The following is an 18,521-nucleotide window of genomic DNA, read 5'->3' on the forward strand; positions in this document are numbered from 1 at the left end:
GAACCGCTCACGGATCGCGCCGTCGGAGCCGCAGCGTGATCTCGTTGCCGCGCTCATTGTGCGTCACCTCGTCCATGAACGTACGGACGAGGAGGAGCCCGCGGCCGCTCGGCTTCTCCAGGTTCTCGAGATCGAATGGGTCGGGGAGCGTGGAGGGATCAAAACCAGGACCTTCGTCGGTGATGACGTAGACCGCCTCCTCGCGCGTCTCCCTGGCGAGGAGCCGTACCCGCCGATCGCAGTAGGGGCGCTCGCTCTTGCGCTGCCGAACCAGCTCGTCGAAGTGGCTCCCATGCTCGAGGAGAGCCGAGCTGACCTCCAGGTTGCCATGGTAGATGGCGTTCACCAGCACCTCGCGCAAGGCCACCGCGACTTGCAGGCTCATCGCCTCGTCGCACAACCCCAGGCGGACCACACTCTGTTCCAGGTGTCCCACGACCGCCGGGATCTGGGCGATGTCGTTGTCGAGTTCGAAGTGCCATTCGGCTGCATGAAGACAGGCCCGCAGGATCTGCTCTTGCCGCTCGCGGCGCGCCACCTCCAGGATCTGCTGAACCGTCGAGACCAGCGTGTTCGCGAGATCGCGCTTCGGAACATAGCTGGCGGCGCCCCGTCGCAGCGCCTGCACCGCGATGTCCTCGCTTCCGTGGGCGGTCATGAGAACCACGGGCATTCCCGAGTGGCTGCGCCGGATCGCCTCGACCAGCTCGAGGCCGTCCATCTCTGGCATCTGGAGATCGGTGATCACGATGTCCGGCGCTTCCCGCGTGATGCGCTCCAGCGCCTCGGCGCCGTGCTCCGCGTGAACGGCCTCCATGCCAGCGCGCCGCAGAAAGCCCGCCGCGAGGCGGCGATCAATCGCGGAGTCGTCGACCACCAGCACCTTCACCATGTCACACCTCTCTCTGCTGCGTGGTCGGCGCGTCTCCGCCCTGCAGCTCGGTGAGCAGCGCGCGCAGATCGGTGGCGAGCCGCCCGAGCGACGCGTGGAGGGTCGCGGCGGCTTCCGGAGCGGCGCCGAGCTCTCCGGCCCGCGCGAGCTGCTCCAGCCGGAGCGCCGCCGACCAGGTGGCCGTGGCGCCGAAGTTGTCGACCGAGCCCTTGACCGTGTGAGCAGCGCGCTGAAGACGCTTGGCGTCCCCTGCCACCAGCGCGGCGTCCACCTCGACCATCCAGCGAGGTCGCTCCTCCAGGAACACCTCGACGAGTTCCTGGAGCAGCTCCTCGTCATGGCCCACCCGCGAGAGCGCCTTCTCTCGATCGAACGACACCGCCTCTTGCCGTGCGGTCGAGGGCGGGATCCCCCCTTCACCAGAGGCGGGGCTCGCGGCAGCTCCCGGGGAGGCGCTGACCGGCGCTCCCGTCGTCGCCTGGGCAGCGATCAGGTGGCCAGGCTCGGAAGAAGGCCCGGCGAGGGAGATGACGGGCGCTGGCTCGTGGCTCGTCTCCTGGGCTGGCGCGGCGAGGTGGTCGATGGCCTCGTACAGCTCCTCGACCTGCACCGGCTTGGAGACGTAAGCGTCGAAGCCCTCGGCCAGGCATCGCTCACGATCCCCTTTCATGGCGTAGGCCGTCACCACGATGAGTGGAACACGCCGTCCGCCCTCACGCTTCTCGCGGGCACGAATGGCGCGTGCGGCTTGCAGGCCATCCATCTCGGGCATCTCCACGTCCAGCAGTGCCACGTCGAAGTGCTCTCTGGCCAGCATCTCCACCGCGACCCGTCCGTTCTCTACCACGTGGACCCGATGGGACTGGGACTCCAGCCAGCGGCGCATGAGCTTCTGGTTGATGATGTTGTCCTCGGCGACGAGCACGCGCAGCCCTCGCGCCTTCGGCCCGGCCCGACGTCGCTCTTCCCCCTGGAGCGAGATCGGCGCCCGGATGCCGAGCGCCTGGAGCGCCGCCTCCAGCAAGGCCGACGGCTTGACCGGCTTCGTCATCACCGTGAAGACCCCGAGCTCCCGCGCCCGCGCCGTGTCCGCGTGGACCACCGCGGAGCTGAGCAGCAAGATCATGCGCGCCTTGGGTCCGTAGAGCTTCCGGGCCCTCTCCGCGACACCGAAGCCGTCCACCCGCGGCATCTTCGCGTCGAGGATCAAGAGTTCGAACGGCGGCTCGTTCCCGACCTGCGGCGCCTCCAGCGCGGCGATCGCGGCAGCGCCGGAGTCGACCATCACTGGCTCCGCCCCCCAGCCCTGCACCATCCTCTCCAGGATGGCACGGTTGGTCGCGTTGTCGTCGGCAATCAGCACCCGCGTCCCCGAAAGCTCGGACGGCACCGGCACCCGGAGCGAGCGCGCCGGCCGCTCCACGGCGCGAAGCTTCGCGGTGAAGTGGAACGTGCTCCCCCGGCCCACCTCGCTCTCGATCCAGATCGCCCCCTCCATCATCTCCACGAGGCGCGCGCTGATGGTCAGCCCGAGGCCCGTCCCCCCGTACTTCCGCGTCGTCGATCCGTCGGCCTGCGCGAACGCCTCGAAGACCCGCTGCTGCTTCTCCGGCGCGATCCCGATGCCCGTGTCGCTGACGCGGACGTGCAACATCACCTCGTCGCCGAGGTCCTTCTCGTCCACGCCGGCGAGCTTCCGGGCCGGGCGCCGCTCGGCAGGCAGCCGCTCATCGACACCGACCCGCACCACCACCTCGCCCACGGGGGTGAACTTCACCGCGTTGCCGACCAGGTTGATCAGCACCTGCCGCAAACGCAGCGCGTCCCCGATCAGCACCTCCGGCACCTCGGGCTCGATCTCGTAGGCCAGCTCCAGCCCCTTCTCGTGCGTGCGGAACGCGAGGGTCTTCATCGCGTCACCGACCACCTCGCTCATGTCGAAGGGCAGCGGCTCGAGCTCCATCTTGCCCGCCTCGATCTTCGAGAAGTCGAGGACCTCGTTGATGATCGAGAGCAGCGCCTCGCCCGAGACCTTGACCATCTCGAGGAACTCCCGCTGCTCGCGGGTCAGCTCGGTCTGGAGGGCGAGCGTGGTCATGCCGATGATGCCGTTCATCGGCGTGCGGATCTCGTGGCTGACGCTCGCGAGGAACTCGCTCTTCGCCCGGCTCGCAGTCTCTGCCGCCTCCTTCGCGCGCGACAGCTCTTCCTCCGCTTGCCTCCGCCGCTCGAGCAGCGCACGCAGGCTGGCCGAGTGCTCGCGCTCTCGCTGGAGCGACTCTTCGCCCATGGCGTCCGCGCGGCGCTTGGCGATGCCGGCCATGAAGGCCATCGCCGGTGTCGTCACCAGGGTCACGATCACCCGGAGCAGGTTGTCGTCGTTGTAGACGTAGACGAACGGCTCACCAGAGTCGGAGTAATAAGACGCCAGGTAAAAGCTGGTGATTGCCGCCGTGACGAGCCCGCTGCGCATCCCGCCGACGAACGCAGCGAACACGATGAGCATGGACAGGATCGCGGGCGGATTCGGGACGTGCCAGTTGATCTTGTCCAGCAGCGCGATCGTCAATGCCACCGCCGCGGTCACCGCGGGGCCGACCAGCTCTCGCGCCCTGCGGCTCAGGAGCACGGCACGAAAGACACGGGTGGCCGGCCCCCTGCTGGTCACCGGGGGGTCGATCGGGCCGCTGTCGACGACGGCGCGCGCGGACGGATCGCTGGCCTCGGGCATGGCACGCCATCGATAGCGGCTCCAAAGTGCCGCGTCCACGGCTTGAGAAGGGGCTTTCGGCTCGGGCTAACCCTTGACCCCGCCTGCGGTCAGGCCCGAGACCAGGTGGCGCTGCGCCACGTAAAACAGCGCCATCACCGGCAGCGAGACGATCAGCGCCCCGGCCGCGAACCGCTCCCACTGCGCGTCGTACTCCCCGATGTAGCTCTGGAGGAGGACTGGCAGGGTGAACATCTCCTCCTTGCCGAGCAGCGTCGCCGCCAGGATGAACTCGTTGTACGCGCTCATGAACGCGAACAGCGCCGTCACCGCGATGGCCGGGCGGGCCGCCGGTAGCGCCACCTTGAGGAAGGCCTGGAAGCGGGTCGCCCCGTCGACCATCGCCGCCTCCTCGAGGTCCACCGGGATCGACTCGAATACCGCACGGAGCTGGAAGATCGCGAAGGGGACCGAGGTCGACGCGTAGCAGACCACGAGGCCCGTCCGTGAGTTGAGGAGCCCCAGCCGATCGAGCAACAGGTAGAGCGGGATCGCGCTCGCCACGGTCGGGAACATCTGCGTGGCGAGCAGCGCCTTCACGCCCCCCTCCTTGCCGACGAAGCGGAAGCGGGCCAGGGCGTACGAGGTGGGGATGGCGATGAGCACCCCGACCAGTGCGGTCGCGACCGCCACCACGATCGAGTTCAGGGCCTGCCGCCCGAAGAGGTAAATCGTCTCGTCGCCGACCTTCTTCGAGCTGAGCACCACCGCCTCCAGGTGCGCCAGCGTCGGATCGTGCGGCACGGGGAACACCCGCGCCTCCGGCGGCCGCTCCCCTGAAAACGCCAGCGAGACCACCCAGAGCACCGGGTAGAGCGCGAACGCCACCGCGATCACCAGGAGCACGTGCGACGCGACGGACTCCAGCACCGACGGCTTGCGGTTCATGCGGCCTCCGGGCGGGCCTGTGCCGCCGCATCCCCAGGGGCGGGCTGCGCCTCCTTGGCGCTCTCGGCCGGGATCTTCTTGCGGTTCAAGGTCCGCGTCGCGCCCACGAGCAACAGGAAGATCAGCACCGAGTACGCTGCGGCGTAACCGTACTGTCCCTCGCGCGTGAACGCCCAGCGGTAGGCTTCGGAAATCAGGATGTCGGTGGTCCCGTCCGGATCACCGCCCGAGACCAGGAAGACCACGTTGAACATGTTGAACGTCCAGATCGCGCCCAGGGTGATCGACGGCGCCAGCGTGGGCCGGATCATGGGCAGGGTGATCAGCGTCAGCCGCTGCCAGCGCGAGGCCCCGTCCACCCACGCGGCCTCCAGCACGTCGTCGGGCACCGCCGTGAGCGCGCCCAGAGTGATCACCATCATGAACGGGAAGCCGAGCCAGATGTTCGTGGCCGCGTTCGCCGTGAACGCCGTGGCGAAGCTCGAGAACCAGGAAATGGGCTCCATGGTCGTGCCGAACACCCCGTTCAGCCACTCCAGGAGGCCGGTCACCGCCCCGTACTGCCGGTGGAAGAGCCCCTTCCACGAGAGCGCCGTCACGTAGCTCGGCACGGCCCAGGGCACGATGAGCAGCACCCGGTAGAGCGCGCGCAGCCGAAGCGTGGGCCGATGCAGCAACAGGGCCAGCGCCGCACCCAGTGTCACGTGGAAGAAGACGTTCACCACCGTCCAGAGCAAGGTCACGGCGAGGACGAGGTAGAACGACCCGCTCGCGAACAAGGGGCCGCCGCGCGCCGTCAGGATGTCGATGAAGTTCGCCAGCCCCACGTACCGCTGCGGCTCCTCCTGTCGGCTCGCGAAGAGCGACGTGGCCGCGCCGATGACGAGCGGCGTGATCACCAGGACCCCCACGACCACCACCGCGTGGAGCACGTATTTGTATGCCGGCAGCGAGCGCTTCAGCGCAGGTCCCAGCTCACCCGAGCGCGCGAGCCGCACCCACCGCAGCGCCCCGAGCAAGCAGAGTACCCCGAGCACCAAAACGAGCGGCGCAGGAGACGCCGGCGGCGGCAGTGGCCGACGCACGTCGTCGAAGCGGTGCTGCGCCTCTTCGAGCGCCTCCTCGGGCGTGGCCACCCCGCGCAGCACCTTGCGGATGGCCCGGTCCATCGGGTCCCACAGGGAGCGGCTCGCAGGTGAGGTCGGTTGCGGGATGGCCACCTTCGCTTGCTCGACGAACGCGCTCACGAACGGATCGTCCGCCGGCACCTCGACGTCGGAGCGCGCCGGCGGAATCCCCGCGATCTTCAGCCGCACCTCGGACGCCCCGGCACTCGCCAGGTGACGCGCCAGCGCTCGCACCTCGGACCGCCGCGCGCCGTCCGGCGTGAGCATCACCGCCTCCACCCCCAGCAGCGGGCGCATCGGCTGCCTCGTCGCCCGGACCTTCGGCAGCGGCACCACCCGCGTCCGCTGCTGCACCTCGGGCGAGAGCCCGCCGGTGAACCAGGGCCCGCTGATCGCGAACGCCGCCTGCCCCGCCCGGAAGAGGTCCCCGATCAGCGCGCCGCTCGCGTCCCCGGGGATCGCCTGCTCATCGAGCAGCCACTTCACGAGCGCGAGCGACTTTGCTGCCTCGGGACCGACCACCCCGAACTGCCCGTCCTCCGTGAGCAGCGGGACGCCGAACGCGCCGAGGATGGCCGCATGCGCATAGAGCCCCTGCGCCTCGTAGACCAGCGGGTAGACCCCTCGGGGCAGCGTGGTCCGCAGCGCCGCGATGCCCTCCAGATCCGCGGGCACCTCGGGAGCGAGCGCCGTGTTGACGAAGAGCGCGAGGCACTTCTGCCCGATCGGCAACCCCCAGACCTGTCCCTCGGCCCGCAGCGCGTCGAGCGCGGGCCCGATGAACACCGCCTCGCCCTCGAGCGCATCCCCCACTGGCGCCACGATCCCACGCGCCCTGAAATTGCCGAGGCGCCCGTGCTCGTCGACGAACAGATCAGGCCCGTCCCCGATCGGGATCGAGGCCTCCAGCTTCCGCGCATACGCGTCGTACGGCAGCGGCAAAACGTCGAGCGCCGCCCCCTTCCATGACGCCAGCACCTCGGCGAGCGCCCGGGCCTCCGCGTCGCGCTTCGCATGCCACACCCGGATCGGCCGCCCGTCCGCCAAGGCCAGCCCAGGCAGCCCGACGAGGACCGTGATCAGGGCGGCGAGCAGCGCGAAGGCGAAGGACCTCATCGCCAGGTGCCGCCTCACGCCTTCGCGCGGAGCGAGAGGCCGGTGTCGGCGTCGAACAGGTGGACGTTGCGGAACAGGATCCGGATCGTCTCGCCCTTGCTCACCTTCGCCGTGGGTTCGAGGCGCGCGATGAAGTGCGCCCCGGCCAGCGTCCCGTACGCGAGCGACTCCACGCCCAGCGCCTCGACGATGCTCACCTCGAGCGGCGCCCCAGCGCCATCTCCCGACAGCTCCACGTCGTGCGGGCGCACACCGAGCGTCACCCGGCGCCCCGCTTGAAGCTCCCCCGCGAACGCCTCGGCGTCGATCGCCACATCCACCCCGTGCCCCAGCGCGGCCAGCCACCGACCGTCACGCGACTCCAGCCGCGCATCGAGGAAGTTCATCGCTGGACTGCCCAGGAAGCCCGCCACGAACTTCGTCCGCGGTGCGCCGTAGATCTCGAGCGGCGGCCCCGCCTGCTCCACTACGCCCTTGTTCAGCACGAACAGCACGTCGGCGAGCGTCATCGCCTCCACCTGGTCGTGCGTCACGTACACGCTCGTCGCCCCCATCCGATCGTGCAGCTTGCGGATGTCCACCCGCACCTGCGCCCGCAGCGCCGCGTCGAGGTTGGAGAGCGGCTCGTCGAACAGAAAGAGCTGCGCTCGCCGCACGATCGCTCGCCCCATTGCCACCCGCTGCCGCTGACCTCCGGACAGGGCCTTCGGGTAGCGCTCGAGCAGCGGCCCGAGGCCGAGCATCTCCGACGCCTCCTTCACCCGCGCCTCGATCTCGCTCGCCGGCGTCTTGCGCAGCTTCAGCCCGAACGCGAGGTTCTCGCGCACGGTCAGGTGCGGGTACAACGCGTAGGACTGGAACACCATCGCGATGTCCCGATCCCGTGGCTCCAGCCGGGTGACGTCGCGATCCCCGAGGCTGATCTGTCCCTCGTCCGCCTCTTCGAGCCCCGCGAGCAACCGGAGCAGCGTCGACTTCCCGCACCCGCTCGGCCCGACGAGCACCGCGAAGGCGCCATCCGGCACCTCCACGGACACCCCTCGGAGCACGTGCGTCTGACCGAAGCGCTTGTTGAGTCCCTTCACCCTGACCGAGGCCATCGCGTGCTCCCCTGGACTCGGCGGCCGCTCACAGGCCGGGCTTGACCTGCTCCTGCGGGATGAGGATCGCGCCGCTCATCGGGGGCAGCGTCACGGCGAGCCGACCGTCCGCCCCGACCTCGTACGTCGTCTGCTCCGGCGACAGCACGTCGACGAGCACCGAGCCCGAATCACGCCCGGTTTCCATCCCGCTCCCGTTGAACGCCGTGCTGCTCTCCTTCGAGGTGTGGGTGTTGAAGACGACCAGCGCGTGCGCCCCGCCCTCCGTCTGGCGCGAGAACGCGAACATCCCTGCGTCTTCTTCGCCGCCCGTCGCCTCCGTCGACCAGCGCACCGTCAGGTTGCCGGTGGACAGCGCCTCGTAGCCCCTGCGCAGCCGCGTCAGCCGCCGGGTCCAGGAGAACAGGTCCCCGCTGGTGTCGTACGCCGAGAGGTTCAGCTTGGGGTTACCGTCCCACATCGGCTCGCGGTTCGCTGGGTCGTTGCCGCCCTCGAAGCCCTGCTCGGTGCCGTAGTAGAGGCAGGGGATCCCGTCCTCGGTCATCAAGAACAAGAGCGCATTCTTGAGCGCCACGTACGGATCGCGCCCCTCGGGGAACTCCGGCACGCCCGCGCCCGTGTAGAGGAAGCGCGCCACGTCGTGGTTGTCGATGAAGTTCACCAGCGTCTGCGTCGGTGAGAGCCCCGTACCGCCCGCGTGCGGCTCGGTCCCGTAGTTGGTCGCGCGCTGGTTCCAGAGATCCTCGATCCGCCGCGTCGGCCCGCCCAGACGGAACACGTCGCGGAACACCGTGAAGTGCTGCGAGAAGTAGAACACGCTGTCCACCATCTCGCCGGTGAGCGGCGGGCCCTCGCCAGGACACTCCGCGTTCTCACGCTCGAGGTCCCCGCCGAGCAGCGTGTCGTGCTCGTGGGCGGGCACGGTGTTCTTGGTGAAGCTGCCGATCAGGTCGTCCCTGCCGTCGAACGCCTCGCCGAACATGAAGAAGTTCGTCTTCCCCTTGGCCGCCAGACGCTGCCGCATGCGCTGGGCGAAGAAGCGCCAGAACTCGTGCTCCACGTGCTTCAGCGTGTCGATGCGGAAGCCGTCGATGTCGGTCATCTCCACCCAGCGGGCGAAGACGTCCACCATCGCGTGCTTCACGTCGCACCGCCGCGTGTCGATGTCCTTCAACCCGCCCGGAAAGTCGCCGTGCACGAGCTGGTCGAGGTCCTCGAAATCGAAGGTCCGGCCCTTGCGGTTGTAAGCGTCCGGCGTCTGGAACAAGGGCAGGTCCGGCGGCACGTGGTTCGTCGCCGGGTCGTACTGGAAGATGATCCGCGCCGGCCCCGACTCGCCGAGCGAGGTGCGCGCCTGGACCCCCCGAGGATCGAACTCCGGATCGTACTCGGTGACGTTCACCACCGGGTCCTGCCCCGGCCGGCCCCCGCCGAAGGTCTGGATGTCGGGCTGCCCGTTGCCGTTGATGTCGTAGTAGAACATCTGCCCGACGTGGTTCGTCACGATGTCGAGGATGATCTTCATCCCCCGATCGTGGGCCGACCGCACCAGCCGCCGCAGCGCCGCGAGGTCCCCGAAGTGCGGGTTCGTCTCCAGGAACGCCTGCGTCCAGTAGCCGTGGTAACCATCGAAGCCGGCGTCGGAGTCGACGTTCTTCACGGCCGGCGAGATCCACAGCGTGGTGACGCCGAGTTCCTCCAGGTAGGGCAGGTTTTCCTCCAGCCCGCGCCAGTCACCGCCGTGCCACTTGCCGAGCGCGGTGCGGTTCACCCCGAAGTTGTTGCCTGCGTCGCCGTCGGCGAAGCGATCGACGAGCACCTGGTAGATGATCTCCGAACGCCAGTCGACGACGTGGGTCTGGAGCTGCACCTCCTCGACGGCGAGCTCCTCCTCGATCTGCATGCACCCCGCCGCGGGGAGCGCCAGGGCGAGCGCCGTGAGCGCCGTGAGCGGCGCGGTGAACCGATTGCTGCGCTGCCTCTTCATCTCACCCACCGTAGCTCCAGGTGTTGTTGAACCACCACTCGGCCCCGATCCCGAAGAAGTGCTCCACCTTCCGCAGGCTGAACACATCATCCTGCGGGTAGAGCGCGCGCGCTCCGGCGTCGCGCAGGGTGATCACGTACATCGCCCGGATCTGGGGCCGCACGTAATCGCCGCGCCCCGCGGGGGACAGGAACGGGATGATGCCGAAGCGGGTGAGCCCCGCCGTGTGCAGCCCGCTCGACCCGCCCGCGAGCGACCCGCCGCCATCGGGTGAGGCCGCGAGCACGCCCCGCTGCTGCGCCTGGTACGACGCTTCCACCGCGATGCCGCCCTTCTCCCCGATGAAGTAGTGCGGCCGCGCGATCAAGATGCCCTCGTCCACGTCATTCAGATCGAGGTCGGGGTTCGCGTTCCGGAACGACCGGAAGTAAGCGCCGAACATCACGCCGATGGGGCCCTTCTCGTAGTTCGCGCCGAGCGCCACGCGGAACTCGTGCGCCCCGTCGGTCTTGTACTCGGTGATCCCCTCGTCCGACCGCGCGATGGCGAGCTGCCCCGGCGCCGCGAAGTCGGGGTAGGCCGCGAGTCCGCGGGCGTAGCGGACGAAGAGGTTCACGAAGGTGTCGCGCTCGCCCGTCCACGCACCGAGCTGACCACCGATCACGTACCCGCTGTCCGACGCCATCCGCTCGAAGCGCCCCGGCTCGGTCTCGCGCTGACCGCTCGGGAGCTGGTGGGTCTCGCCATACAGGATCCCCTTGGCGCCCGCCTTTTCACCGAGCTTGATGCGGTGGTTCAGCTTGAGGCTCCCGATGAACTTCTGACGCGACAGGATGTCGACCTGCGTCGACCCGACCTGGTTGAACGGCAGCGGGCGCTCCACCGTCTGGCCGAAGAACCCGTCCTGAGGCCGGGTCAGGCCGCCGTGTACGGCGACGACGGTCCGGTTGTCGTTGAATTTGTACCAGGCGCCTGCACCGAGGGTGTTCAGGTTGTCGAGCGGCCACCAGTCGAGCAGGTAGATGTCGTCGCCGCGGTACATCCTGGAGCCAGCCCAGAAGGCCAGCCCCTTGGCGAGCAGGTCGCGCGACTCCAGGTAGAGATTGCGCATCCCCACCACGCCGTCGAAATTGCCGTTGTAATGGAAGATGGGGTGCTGGAAGGCGAGGGTGGCGACGACCTGGGTGTTGGAGTCGGTCTTCTCCCAGTAGTCCTCACGACGAAACTCCAGCTCCAGGTAGGTATTCTCGTCGAGGCGTGAGCCACGCGCGACGATGTCGGTGTCGCGACCGGGGCGCCCGGTGAGATCGCCCCCCACCACGACACGACCGTAAGAGCCGAACTGAAAGCTACCGCTCGGAGGCGCGGGCGTCTGTGGCTGCAAGGGCTGGGTCGCCGACGCAGGCGCCGAGGTCTCGGGCAGCGGCGCGGGCGTGCCGGGTGACTCCGGGACCCCCGTCGCTTTCTCCATACCGTCGTCGGGCTTCGCCGACGGTGGCGGAGCCGGAGGCGCTGCGGGAGCAGGCTCTGGCTGGGCATTCGCGGGGGGCTCCGCAGGCGCCGGGACCCCAGGGGGCTCGGTCGGCGTGGGCGCGGCCTGCCCTTCGGTCGGCGCGGTCGGCGCGGGCTGCGCCGACGGCACGGGCGGCGCGGGCGGCGCAGGCTCGGGAGACGGCTGCGCGGGCTGCGCGATCGCGCCCGAGGCGCTCACGAGGAGGGAAAACGCGGTCCACACGCCGAGGAGCGCTCGACCCCCCGTCCGGTTTGTTCGACGCACGGCGGCGCACGCTACCTCAATCGCGACAAGGATGGCCACAAAGCACTTCGCCGTGAAGTCACGCTTTCGACGGCGGCGACGAGCATGGCGAGCACCAACGCTGCGTGGCAACGCCAACAGAAGACTGACGCATCGCGCCGGCAGGCCTCGGCAAAGCGTCATCTTTCACCGCTCGCGAAGTGAACCCATGTATGCTCGTCGCCGGAGCTTGCCGCGGCCCTGAGCACCTTCGCGAGGGGGACCAGGAACGACTCGCCCTGCGGCACCTCCGTACGCCGGGTCCATGGCCCACCCGACCACCATCCAGCCACCATCGGAGCCAACCCTCATCGACGCCGCGGCAGTGCGCGTCGGCACCATGCTGGATGCTTCGTGGACGCTCGACGAGCTCCTCGGCATCGGCGGAATGGCCGCGGTGTTCAGCGCCACGCACACGAGTGGCCGCCGCGCCGCCTTGAAGGTGCTGCACACCGCCCTCACCCCCGACATCGACACGCGCGAGCGCTTCCTGCGCGAGGGTCAGGTCGCGAACCAGCTCGAACACCCCGGCCGGGTGCGGGTGCTCGGTGAGGGGATCAGCGATCGCGGCGAGCCGTTCCTCATCATGGAGCTGCTCATCGGCACCACCCTCCGGAGGCTTCTCCGGCGCCAGGGCACGTCGCTACCGCTCGAGCAGGCACTCGCCGTCTTCGACGCCGTGCTCGATCTGCTCGAACACTGCCACGACGTCGGCATCATTCACCGTGATCTCAAGCCGGCCAACGTCTTCATCACGGCCGACGGCGAGGTGAAGGTCCTCGACTTCGGCTTCGCCCAGCAGGGCGAACTCGACCGCCGCATGACGCGCGTCGGCCACACCTACGGCACGCCCGCCTTCATGGCGCCGGAGCAGGCCATGGGGCTCGGTACGGTCGACGGGCGCGCCGACCTCTGGTCGACGGGCGCCTGCATGTACAACGCGCTCTCCGGCAAGCCGGTGCGCAAGGGCCGCACCGAGGCGGAGGCGTACCTGCTCGCCGCGACCCAGCCCGCGCCGTCGCTCGCGCGCGCCGCGCCGCAGCTGCCCGTGGAGGTCGTGGCGTTCGTCGACCGGGCCCTCTCGTTCGACCGCACCCGCCGCTTCCAGACGGCCACGGCGATGCGGGCGGAGCTGCGCGCCCTGCTCTCGGCCCACGCTGCCGGCAAGCTCACCCCGGGTACGCCGCTGCGCGGGCCGGGCGTCATCGTCCGCGCCAACGACATGCTCACCGAGGGCGACGGCGGCGGCCCGAAAGATGGCGGCCCCACGCGCGAGGAGACCGCCGTGCGCGTCGCCACCGTGTGGAAGCAGCTCGCCTCCGTGCTCGGCAGCGCGCGCCAGTACGGCTTCAGCCACCCGTATGTGGCGCGCGGGCTCGCCTCCGTGCTCGACGAGATCACGCGCGTCTTCGCCGAAGACCCGGCCGGCGTGCGCTGGGACGTGGCGCCCGGCGCGTTCCTCGTCGGCGGGCAGCCGGTGTGGCAGCCCGACCGCGCCCCGCTCGACCGCATCCCCTTCCAGCTCTTCGCCGACGGCATCCGCAGCATCCAGCTCAAGCCGGGCCTCACCGATCTGGAGCTGCGCGACTTCGCCGCCATCCTGCTGCGCGACCGCGCCTTCGGCAGCGACGAAGACTCGATCACCGCGCTGTGGGACCGCCGCTTCGACCACATCGCCTACCTCGCCGTGGACTCGTTCATGGAGGGCGACCCGCTCTCCATCGACGAGGCCAGCCTCGACCTCTGCCGCGGCCTCGCCCGCATCGACGGCCTCTGGAACGAGGACTCGCTCGAAGGCCGGGTGATGCAGCGCAACCTGGAGCACTCCCTCCGCGACGGCGCGAGCCCCACGGCGGCGCGCACCGCCGCGGCCCTCGGCGTGGTCGATCGGGTCACCATCGCCACCCTGGGCGCGCAGATCGCGCTCCCCTTCGAACAGTGGCGCGATCGCTTCCTCGACGCCTTCGTCGACGCCTACCTGGAGGCGGCCCGCCGCGGTGACGCGCCGTCGCTGCTCGCCGCACTCTCCGAGTGGACCTCGGACCAGATCTCGCTGCACAACCTCGCGCTCGCCTTCGAGGTCCACGCGGCCCTGCGACGCGCCTTCTCCGTCCGTGCCGAGGGCCGCGTCGACGGCCTCCCGGGCACGCTCCCTGGTGTCCACCGAGCGCTCACCGCCACGATGTTCCCTGCCGCGTCGCTGCGCGCCGTCCTCGAAGAGTTGACCACCTACGGCCCCGACGAGCCGCTGAGCAGTGACGAGGCGGGCTACGGCCGCCAGGCGGCGGGCTTGCCGCCCCCGCCCCCGCCTGTCGCCCCTGGCGTCGCGGAGGGCCTCGCCCTCGCCCTCGAAGCCTTGCCCGACGGCGCGCTCTTCGTCGCCGCGTGCGACGGCTACGGGCGCGTGCAGTCCGAGCGCGTCCGGGAGGTCTTGCTCGGCTTTCTCAACCGCTGGCTCCCCGGCCGCGAGGCCGAGCTCGCGGAGCTGCTCCCGCGCGCCCCGGTCGTGCACGCGCTCACCATCCTCCGCCTCCTCTCCAGCCTGCGCACCGCCGAGGCCGCCATCGCCCTCGAAGCCGGCCTCGGAAGCCCCCACCTCGAAGTCCGCGTCAGCACCCTCGCCTTGCTCCCCGACGCAACCCGCGACCCGCGTGACGCGCGCGATCCTCGGGATCCCCGGGACCTGCGCGACCCCCGTGATCTCCGTGACCCGCGCGACTCCCGCGCCGAGCTGGACGGCCAGGGCACGTCGGGGCGCACCGGCACCGGCGAGCGCGTCCGTGAAGAACTCCAGCGCATGCTCGACGAGCCCCAGGCCACCGCGCGCCTCGAAGCGCTGCGCACCATCGGCCGGCTCGGCCTCCTCGCCGCGGGCCCCACCCTCGTCCGCCACATCCAGGCGCAGAGCTTCCACGAGCGCGCCACCGAGGAGCGCCGCGAGTGGCTGGAGACCGTGGTCCGCCTCAACCCTGCGCGCGCCGAGCGGCTGGCCATCGAGCTGCTCGAACGACGCCACCTCCTCCCCTCCGAGGCCATCGAGCAGACGCGCGAGATCGCCGCGCGCGTCCTCGCCACCTTCGCCTCCAGCGAGGAGGCCCTCGCCTCCGTGAAGGAAGCCACGAAACCCCGCTGGGGCAGCAACCCCGCCGTGCGTGACGCCGCCGCGCGCGCCGTGCCCCTCATCGCCGCGCGCCTCTCGCGCCGCCGCTCGGCCGAGGTCGCCTCCGAGGGCACCACCGCCTTCTCGCGCCGCGCCTCCACGTCCCCGCCGCCGCCGAGCGCGCCGCCCGGGAGCGGCAGAAACAACTCCAGCCTGCGTCCCCCCCCTGCCAACGGGAGGAAACCGTGAGCACCGGACAGTCCCGCTTCGACGCCCCCAGCAGCGGCGCCGGTGACGTACGTCGGGTCGCCGCGGCTGCGGCCGTGCAGGGCCTCTACCGCGTCGTGAAGGCGTGCCTCCTGCACCACGACGGCAACCAGGCCGTCGCCACCCTCATCCCCGCCGCCTGCGGCGCGATCTCCGACCTCTGCGCCGTCGCGGGCGTCGACGCCGTCTCCTTCGTCTTCGCGGACGAGGGCATCTTCGTCAACGGCCAGGTCCTCCGCACCTCGCGCGAGGGCTACGACACCGCGCGCGAGCTGGGTGCCTTGCTGAACGGCTGCGGCCTCAACGAGATCACCCTCGACAAGACCGTCGCCCGCGCCGATCTCGCCGTCTTCGCGCGCATGCTCGCCGACGCCCAGCGCGACCGCGGCGGCGCCGAGCGCCTCATTCGCACCGAGCTGCGCGGCATCCGCGCCCGCAGCGTCCCCTCCCCCATGGGCGGCGGCAACGCGGTGCCCGATCTCCCCCTGCTCACCCGCTCCATCCGCGCTTACGCCGCCTCCATCCTCGTCATGCGCACCGCGCAAGGCGAACTCCGGACCGGCGAAGAGGTCTCCCTCGACCGCGTGCGCCGCGTCGCGCAGAAGCTCGTCTCGCTGGTCGAAGAGGACCCGACCCCACTCCTCTCGCTCGCCATCTCGAACGACTGGGATCCGGACGAAGCCGTCCTCTCCGTCTCCACCGCGGTGGCCGCGCTCGCCATCGCGCGCCAGCTCACCGTCGAGCGACGCGCCCTCTCCGCGCTCGCCACCGCCGCCTTGCTCTACGACGCAGGCCGCCGCCGCCTCTTGCGCCCCGCCTCCCGCCTCCCGCACGCGCGCGCGCCCCGGGCCGAGGAGCGGCGCGTCTCGTCGTCTCCCCCGAGCGCGGCCGACCTGCCGCCGAGGAGCCGCATCCCCTCCTCGGTCCCGGCGCCTGCGAGCGTCGCCACCCGCACCTCGCTCCCGCCGCCGAGCCTCGACCGCGCGCTCGACGACGACGAACTCCACCGCCTCCCCGCCAGCGCCGCCGCCGCACTCACCGCGCTCGGCAAGCTGCACACCCCCTCCATGGCGAGGACGGTGATCCTCTACGAAGCGCTGGCGCTCCGCCCGTCCGCGCGGCGCATCCAGCTCTACGGCGGCCGCCGCGCTCCCACGCTGCTCGCGCGCGTCCTCTGCGTCGCCCGCGCCTTCACCGAGCTGCGCGCCATCCCCCCCCTCGGCGCCGGCGCCGCCCCGCGCACCTCGCTCGACGAGGTGTTCCTCCGCCTCCTCGACCACTGCCAGCCCGCGCCGATCACGACGAGCATCTCGCCCTCGGAGCTCTCCGCGTCGAGCATCCCTCCCTCCGGGCCCATCTCGTACGGCAGCGTGCCCCCGAGCTTCGGTCCCACCGGCACCTTGCCACCCGGTTTCGGTCCCACCGGCACCGTGCCTCCCGGCTTCGGCACGTCCGGGACCGTTCCCCCTGGCTTTTCCCCGTCGAGCCACCCCACCGCCGGCATGTCTCCCTCGGGCGTCCCGCTGTCGGGCCTCTCGCCTTCGGGCGGCCCGACATCGAGCATGTCGCCCGGTGGCATCTCCGTACCGAGCATCGCCCCGTTGAGCCATGCCTCGCAGAGCGGCTGGGGCACCACCGAGCGCACCCTCGTCAAGCTGCTCCTCGGTGCTCTCGGCTTCCTGCCCACCGGCACGCTGGTCGAGCTGAGCACCGCGGAGATCGCCGTGGTCATCACGGCCCCCGAGCACCCCGCCCGCATGGCCACCCCCCGTGTACGCGTGCTCTACGACGCCACCGGCGCCCTCCTCGAACAGCCCTTCGAAGTCGATCTCGCCGCCCGCACCGACGACGAGCCCACACGCACCCTCGTCCGCATCGTCGATGCCGATCTCGGCCAGGCCCGGGTGCTCCGCGCCGCGCTCGCAGGCGTCTCCGCCCCGCCCGCGTCCACGCGCCTGCGCATCCCGGGCCCGCGCGCGCCGCTGCCGCCCCTCGCCACCTGGCCGTCGCCGCTGCAAGCGCAGGCTTCCCGCCCACCCCTCTCGCAAGCACAGCCGATCCAGCCGCCTCCCTCGTCCGGACGCAAGCGTGGCGCCTTGCCGACCGACGCCGAGACCCCCGCCGCGCCCGCCGTCTCTCCCCCGTCCGTCGACCTTGCCCGACGCCTCGAGCGCGCAGGCCGCGCCACCCCCGCCACCGGCGAGGACAGGATCCCCCCCAGCGCCCAGGCCGTGACGGCCGCCTGGCTCGGCCGCCCTCTCACCTCACCGCGCCCCGAGGCGCCCTCCGAGATCCCCCGCAGCATCCGCCGTCCACCGCCCGTCGACCGCGTGGCGCTGCGCGAGAAGCTCCGCAGCGAGAACCTCAACTCCACCCTGCCGCCGCCCCCGGGCGAGATGGATCACCCCATCGTCCCGCCCCCGCCGCGCCTCCCCACCGAGTCCGCCCGCCCTGCGCAGGTGGGTCCACGCGGCGCCCCGCTGTCCCCCTTCTTGTCCACGCTCTCGAGGGACGCGCGCTCGCGTCCACCGTCGCTGGGCCGCACGAACAACGCCGCGCCCCCCTCCACGCTCGCGCCCGCAGCGCCACCGCACGCGCCCCTTGCCCCGAGCCCCGCGTCGTCGAGCATGTCGTCGCCCCCTCACAGCGCGGCGCTACCGCACGGCGCAGCGCTCACGCATGGCGCAGCACCGACCCAGGGAGCCTCGACGACCTACGGCGCGTCGACGATTTACGGCGCGTCAACGACCTACGGCACCTCGACGACCTACGGCGCGGCCTCACCCCACATCACCCTGTCGAGGTCCGGTGCTCCGGACGACGACGTCGAGGCCGATCCCTACTCGCGCGGTCGCCGCCCCGATCAGCGCGCCGAGCTGCTCGACGACGCAGACACCTGGTCGGACGACAGCCCCACCATCGCGCCGCCTCCGGTGCGCTCGACCGCAGCACCACCTCCCCTGCAAGCCACCGCGGGACCGCCAGCGCCGCTCTCCACCGCGATGCCGCCGGCGCCCCTCTCCACCGCGATGCCCCCAGCGCCTCCCTCGACGCGCCGCGAGGGCTACGAAGGCTCCATCCCTCCCGCCCCGCCCACCTGGCCCGCGGCCCTCGACGACATCACGCCCGAGACCACGGGCTGGCCCGACTTCGACGATCTGCCCACCGCCGAGCCCCCTGGCGTCTTCCCTGCGCCGCCGCCCTCCCGACCCGGGCGCGAGGTCCACGGGTACATCTCTCGGCGCCCTGATCCGCGCCAGGAGCCGGACGAGGACGAGGCCCCCTGGACCGACCGGCTGCCCACCCTCGACCCACTGCCCGTCTCGACCGGCGCGCGCGATCGCTTGCTCGCCGAGTACCTCGCCGAGGTCGAGAACGCAGGCGCTCCCTCCTCGCGGAGCCCGCGGGGGCTCGCCTCGCGCCTGTCGAGGGACGACATCCCGCCGTCGAGCCGCCACGGCCGTTGAAGCGCGCTGCGC

Annotated in this window: 9 protein-coding genes; 2 read left to right on the forward strand and 7 right to left on the reverse strand. The window is 71.0% G+C overall.

Going from position 1 to position 18,521, the window contains the following annotated elements:
• Positions 1 to 7: 7 nt before the first annotated feature.
• The 7 genes from CMC5_RS00735 to CMC5_RS00765 form a co-directional block, all read right to left on the reverse strand.
• Positions 8 to 892 carry an ATP-binding response regulator gene (locus CMC5_RS00735; protein ID WP_050428611.1) on the reverse strand — a complete coding sequence of 295 codons (885 nt, stop codon included), beginning with the start codon at positions 890 to 892 and terminating at the stop codon, positions 8 to 10.
• Position 893: 1 nt separating this feature from the next.
• Entirely contained in the window at positions 894 to 3,623 is a 2,730-nt protein-coding gene (locus CMC5_RS00740; RefSeq protein WP_050428612.1) for a hybrid sensor histidine kinase/response regulator, read from the reverse strand.
• A gap of 66 nt (positions 3,624 to 3,689) precedes the next feature.
• The gene (locus tag CMC5_RS00745) at positions 3,690 to 4,550 is read right to left on the reverse strand and encodes a sugar ABC transporter permease (protein WP_050428613.1); all 861 of its coding nucleotides are present in this window, start codon (positions 4,548 to 4,550) and stop codon (positions 3,690 to 3,692) included.
• Positions 4,547 to 6,793: an extracellular solute-binding protein gene (locus CMC5_RS00750; RefSeq protein WP_050428614.1), complete on the reverse strand. Its 2,247-nt coding sequence runs from the start codon at positions 6,791 to 6,793 to the stop codon at positions 4,547 to 4,549. Before CMC5_RS00750 ends, CMC5_RS00745 begins: the two co-directional genes overlap by 4 nt.
• Before the next feature lie 14 nt (positions 6,794 to 6,807).
• Entirely contained in the window at positions 6,808 to 7,893 is a 1,086-nt protein-coding gene (locus CMC5_RS00755; protein ID WP_050428616.1) for an ABC transporter ATP-binding protein, read from the reverse strand.
• Between the two features lie 28 nt (positions 7,894 to 7,921).
• On the reverse strand, positions 7,922 to 9,880 hold the full coding sequence (locus tag CMC5_RS00760) for an alpha-amylase family glycosyl hydrolase (RefSeq protein WP_050428617.1): 1,959 nt from the start codon (positions 9,878 to 9,880) through the stop codon (positions 7,922 to 7,924).
• A gap of 1 nt (position 9,881) precedes the next feature.
• The gene (locus CMC5_RS00765) at positions 9,882 to 11,657 is read right to left on the reverse strand and encodes a carbohydrate porin (protein WP_156338005.1); all 1,776 of its coding nucleotides are present in this window, start codon (positions 11,655 to 11,657) and stop codon (positions 9,882 to 9,884) included.
• Between the two features lie 283 nt (positions 11,658 to 11,940).
• Here CMC5_RS00765 and CMC5_RS00770 point away from each other — a divergent pair, with 283 nt between their 5' ends.
• Both CMC5_RS00770 and CMC5_RS45585 read left to right on the forward strand, forming a co-directional pair.
• Positions 11,941 to 15,024, forward strand: a complete 3,084-nt coding sequence (locus CMC5_RS00770; protein ID WP_050428619.1) for a serine/threonine-protein kinase — start codon at positions 11,941 to 11,943, stop codon at positions 15,022 to 15,024.
• A complete protein-coding gene (locus CMC5_RS45585) occupies positions 15,021 to 18,509 on the forward strand; it encodes a hypothetical protein (RefSeq protein WP_050428620.1) in 3,489 nt (1,162 codons plus the stop codon). The genes CMC5_RS00770 and CMC5_RS45585 overlap by 4 nt, the downstream gene beginning before the upstream one ends.
• Positions 18,510 to 18,521 lie beyond the last annotated feature (12 nt).

The organism is Chondromyces crocatus (assembly GCF_001189295.1).
GTDB lineage: Bacteria > Myxococcota_A > Polyangia > Polyangiales > Polyangiaceae > Chondromyces > Chondromyces crocatus.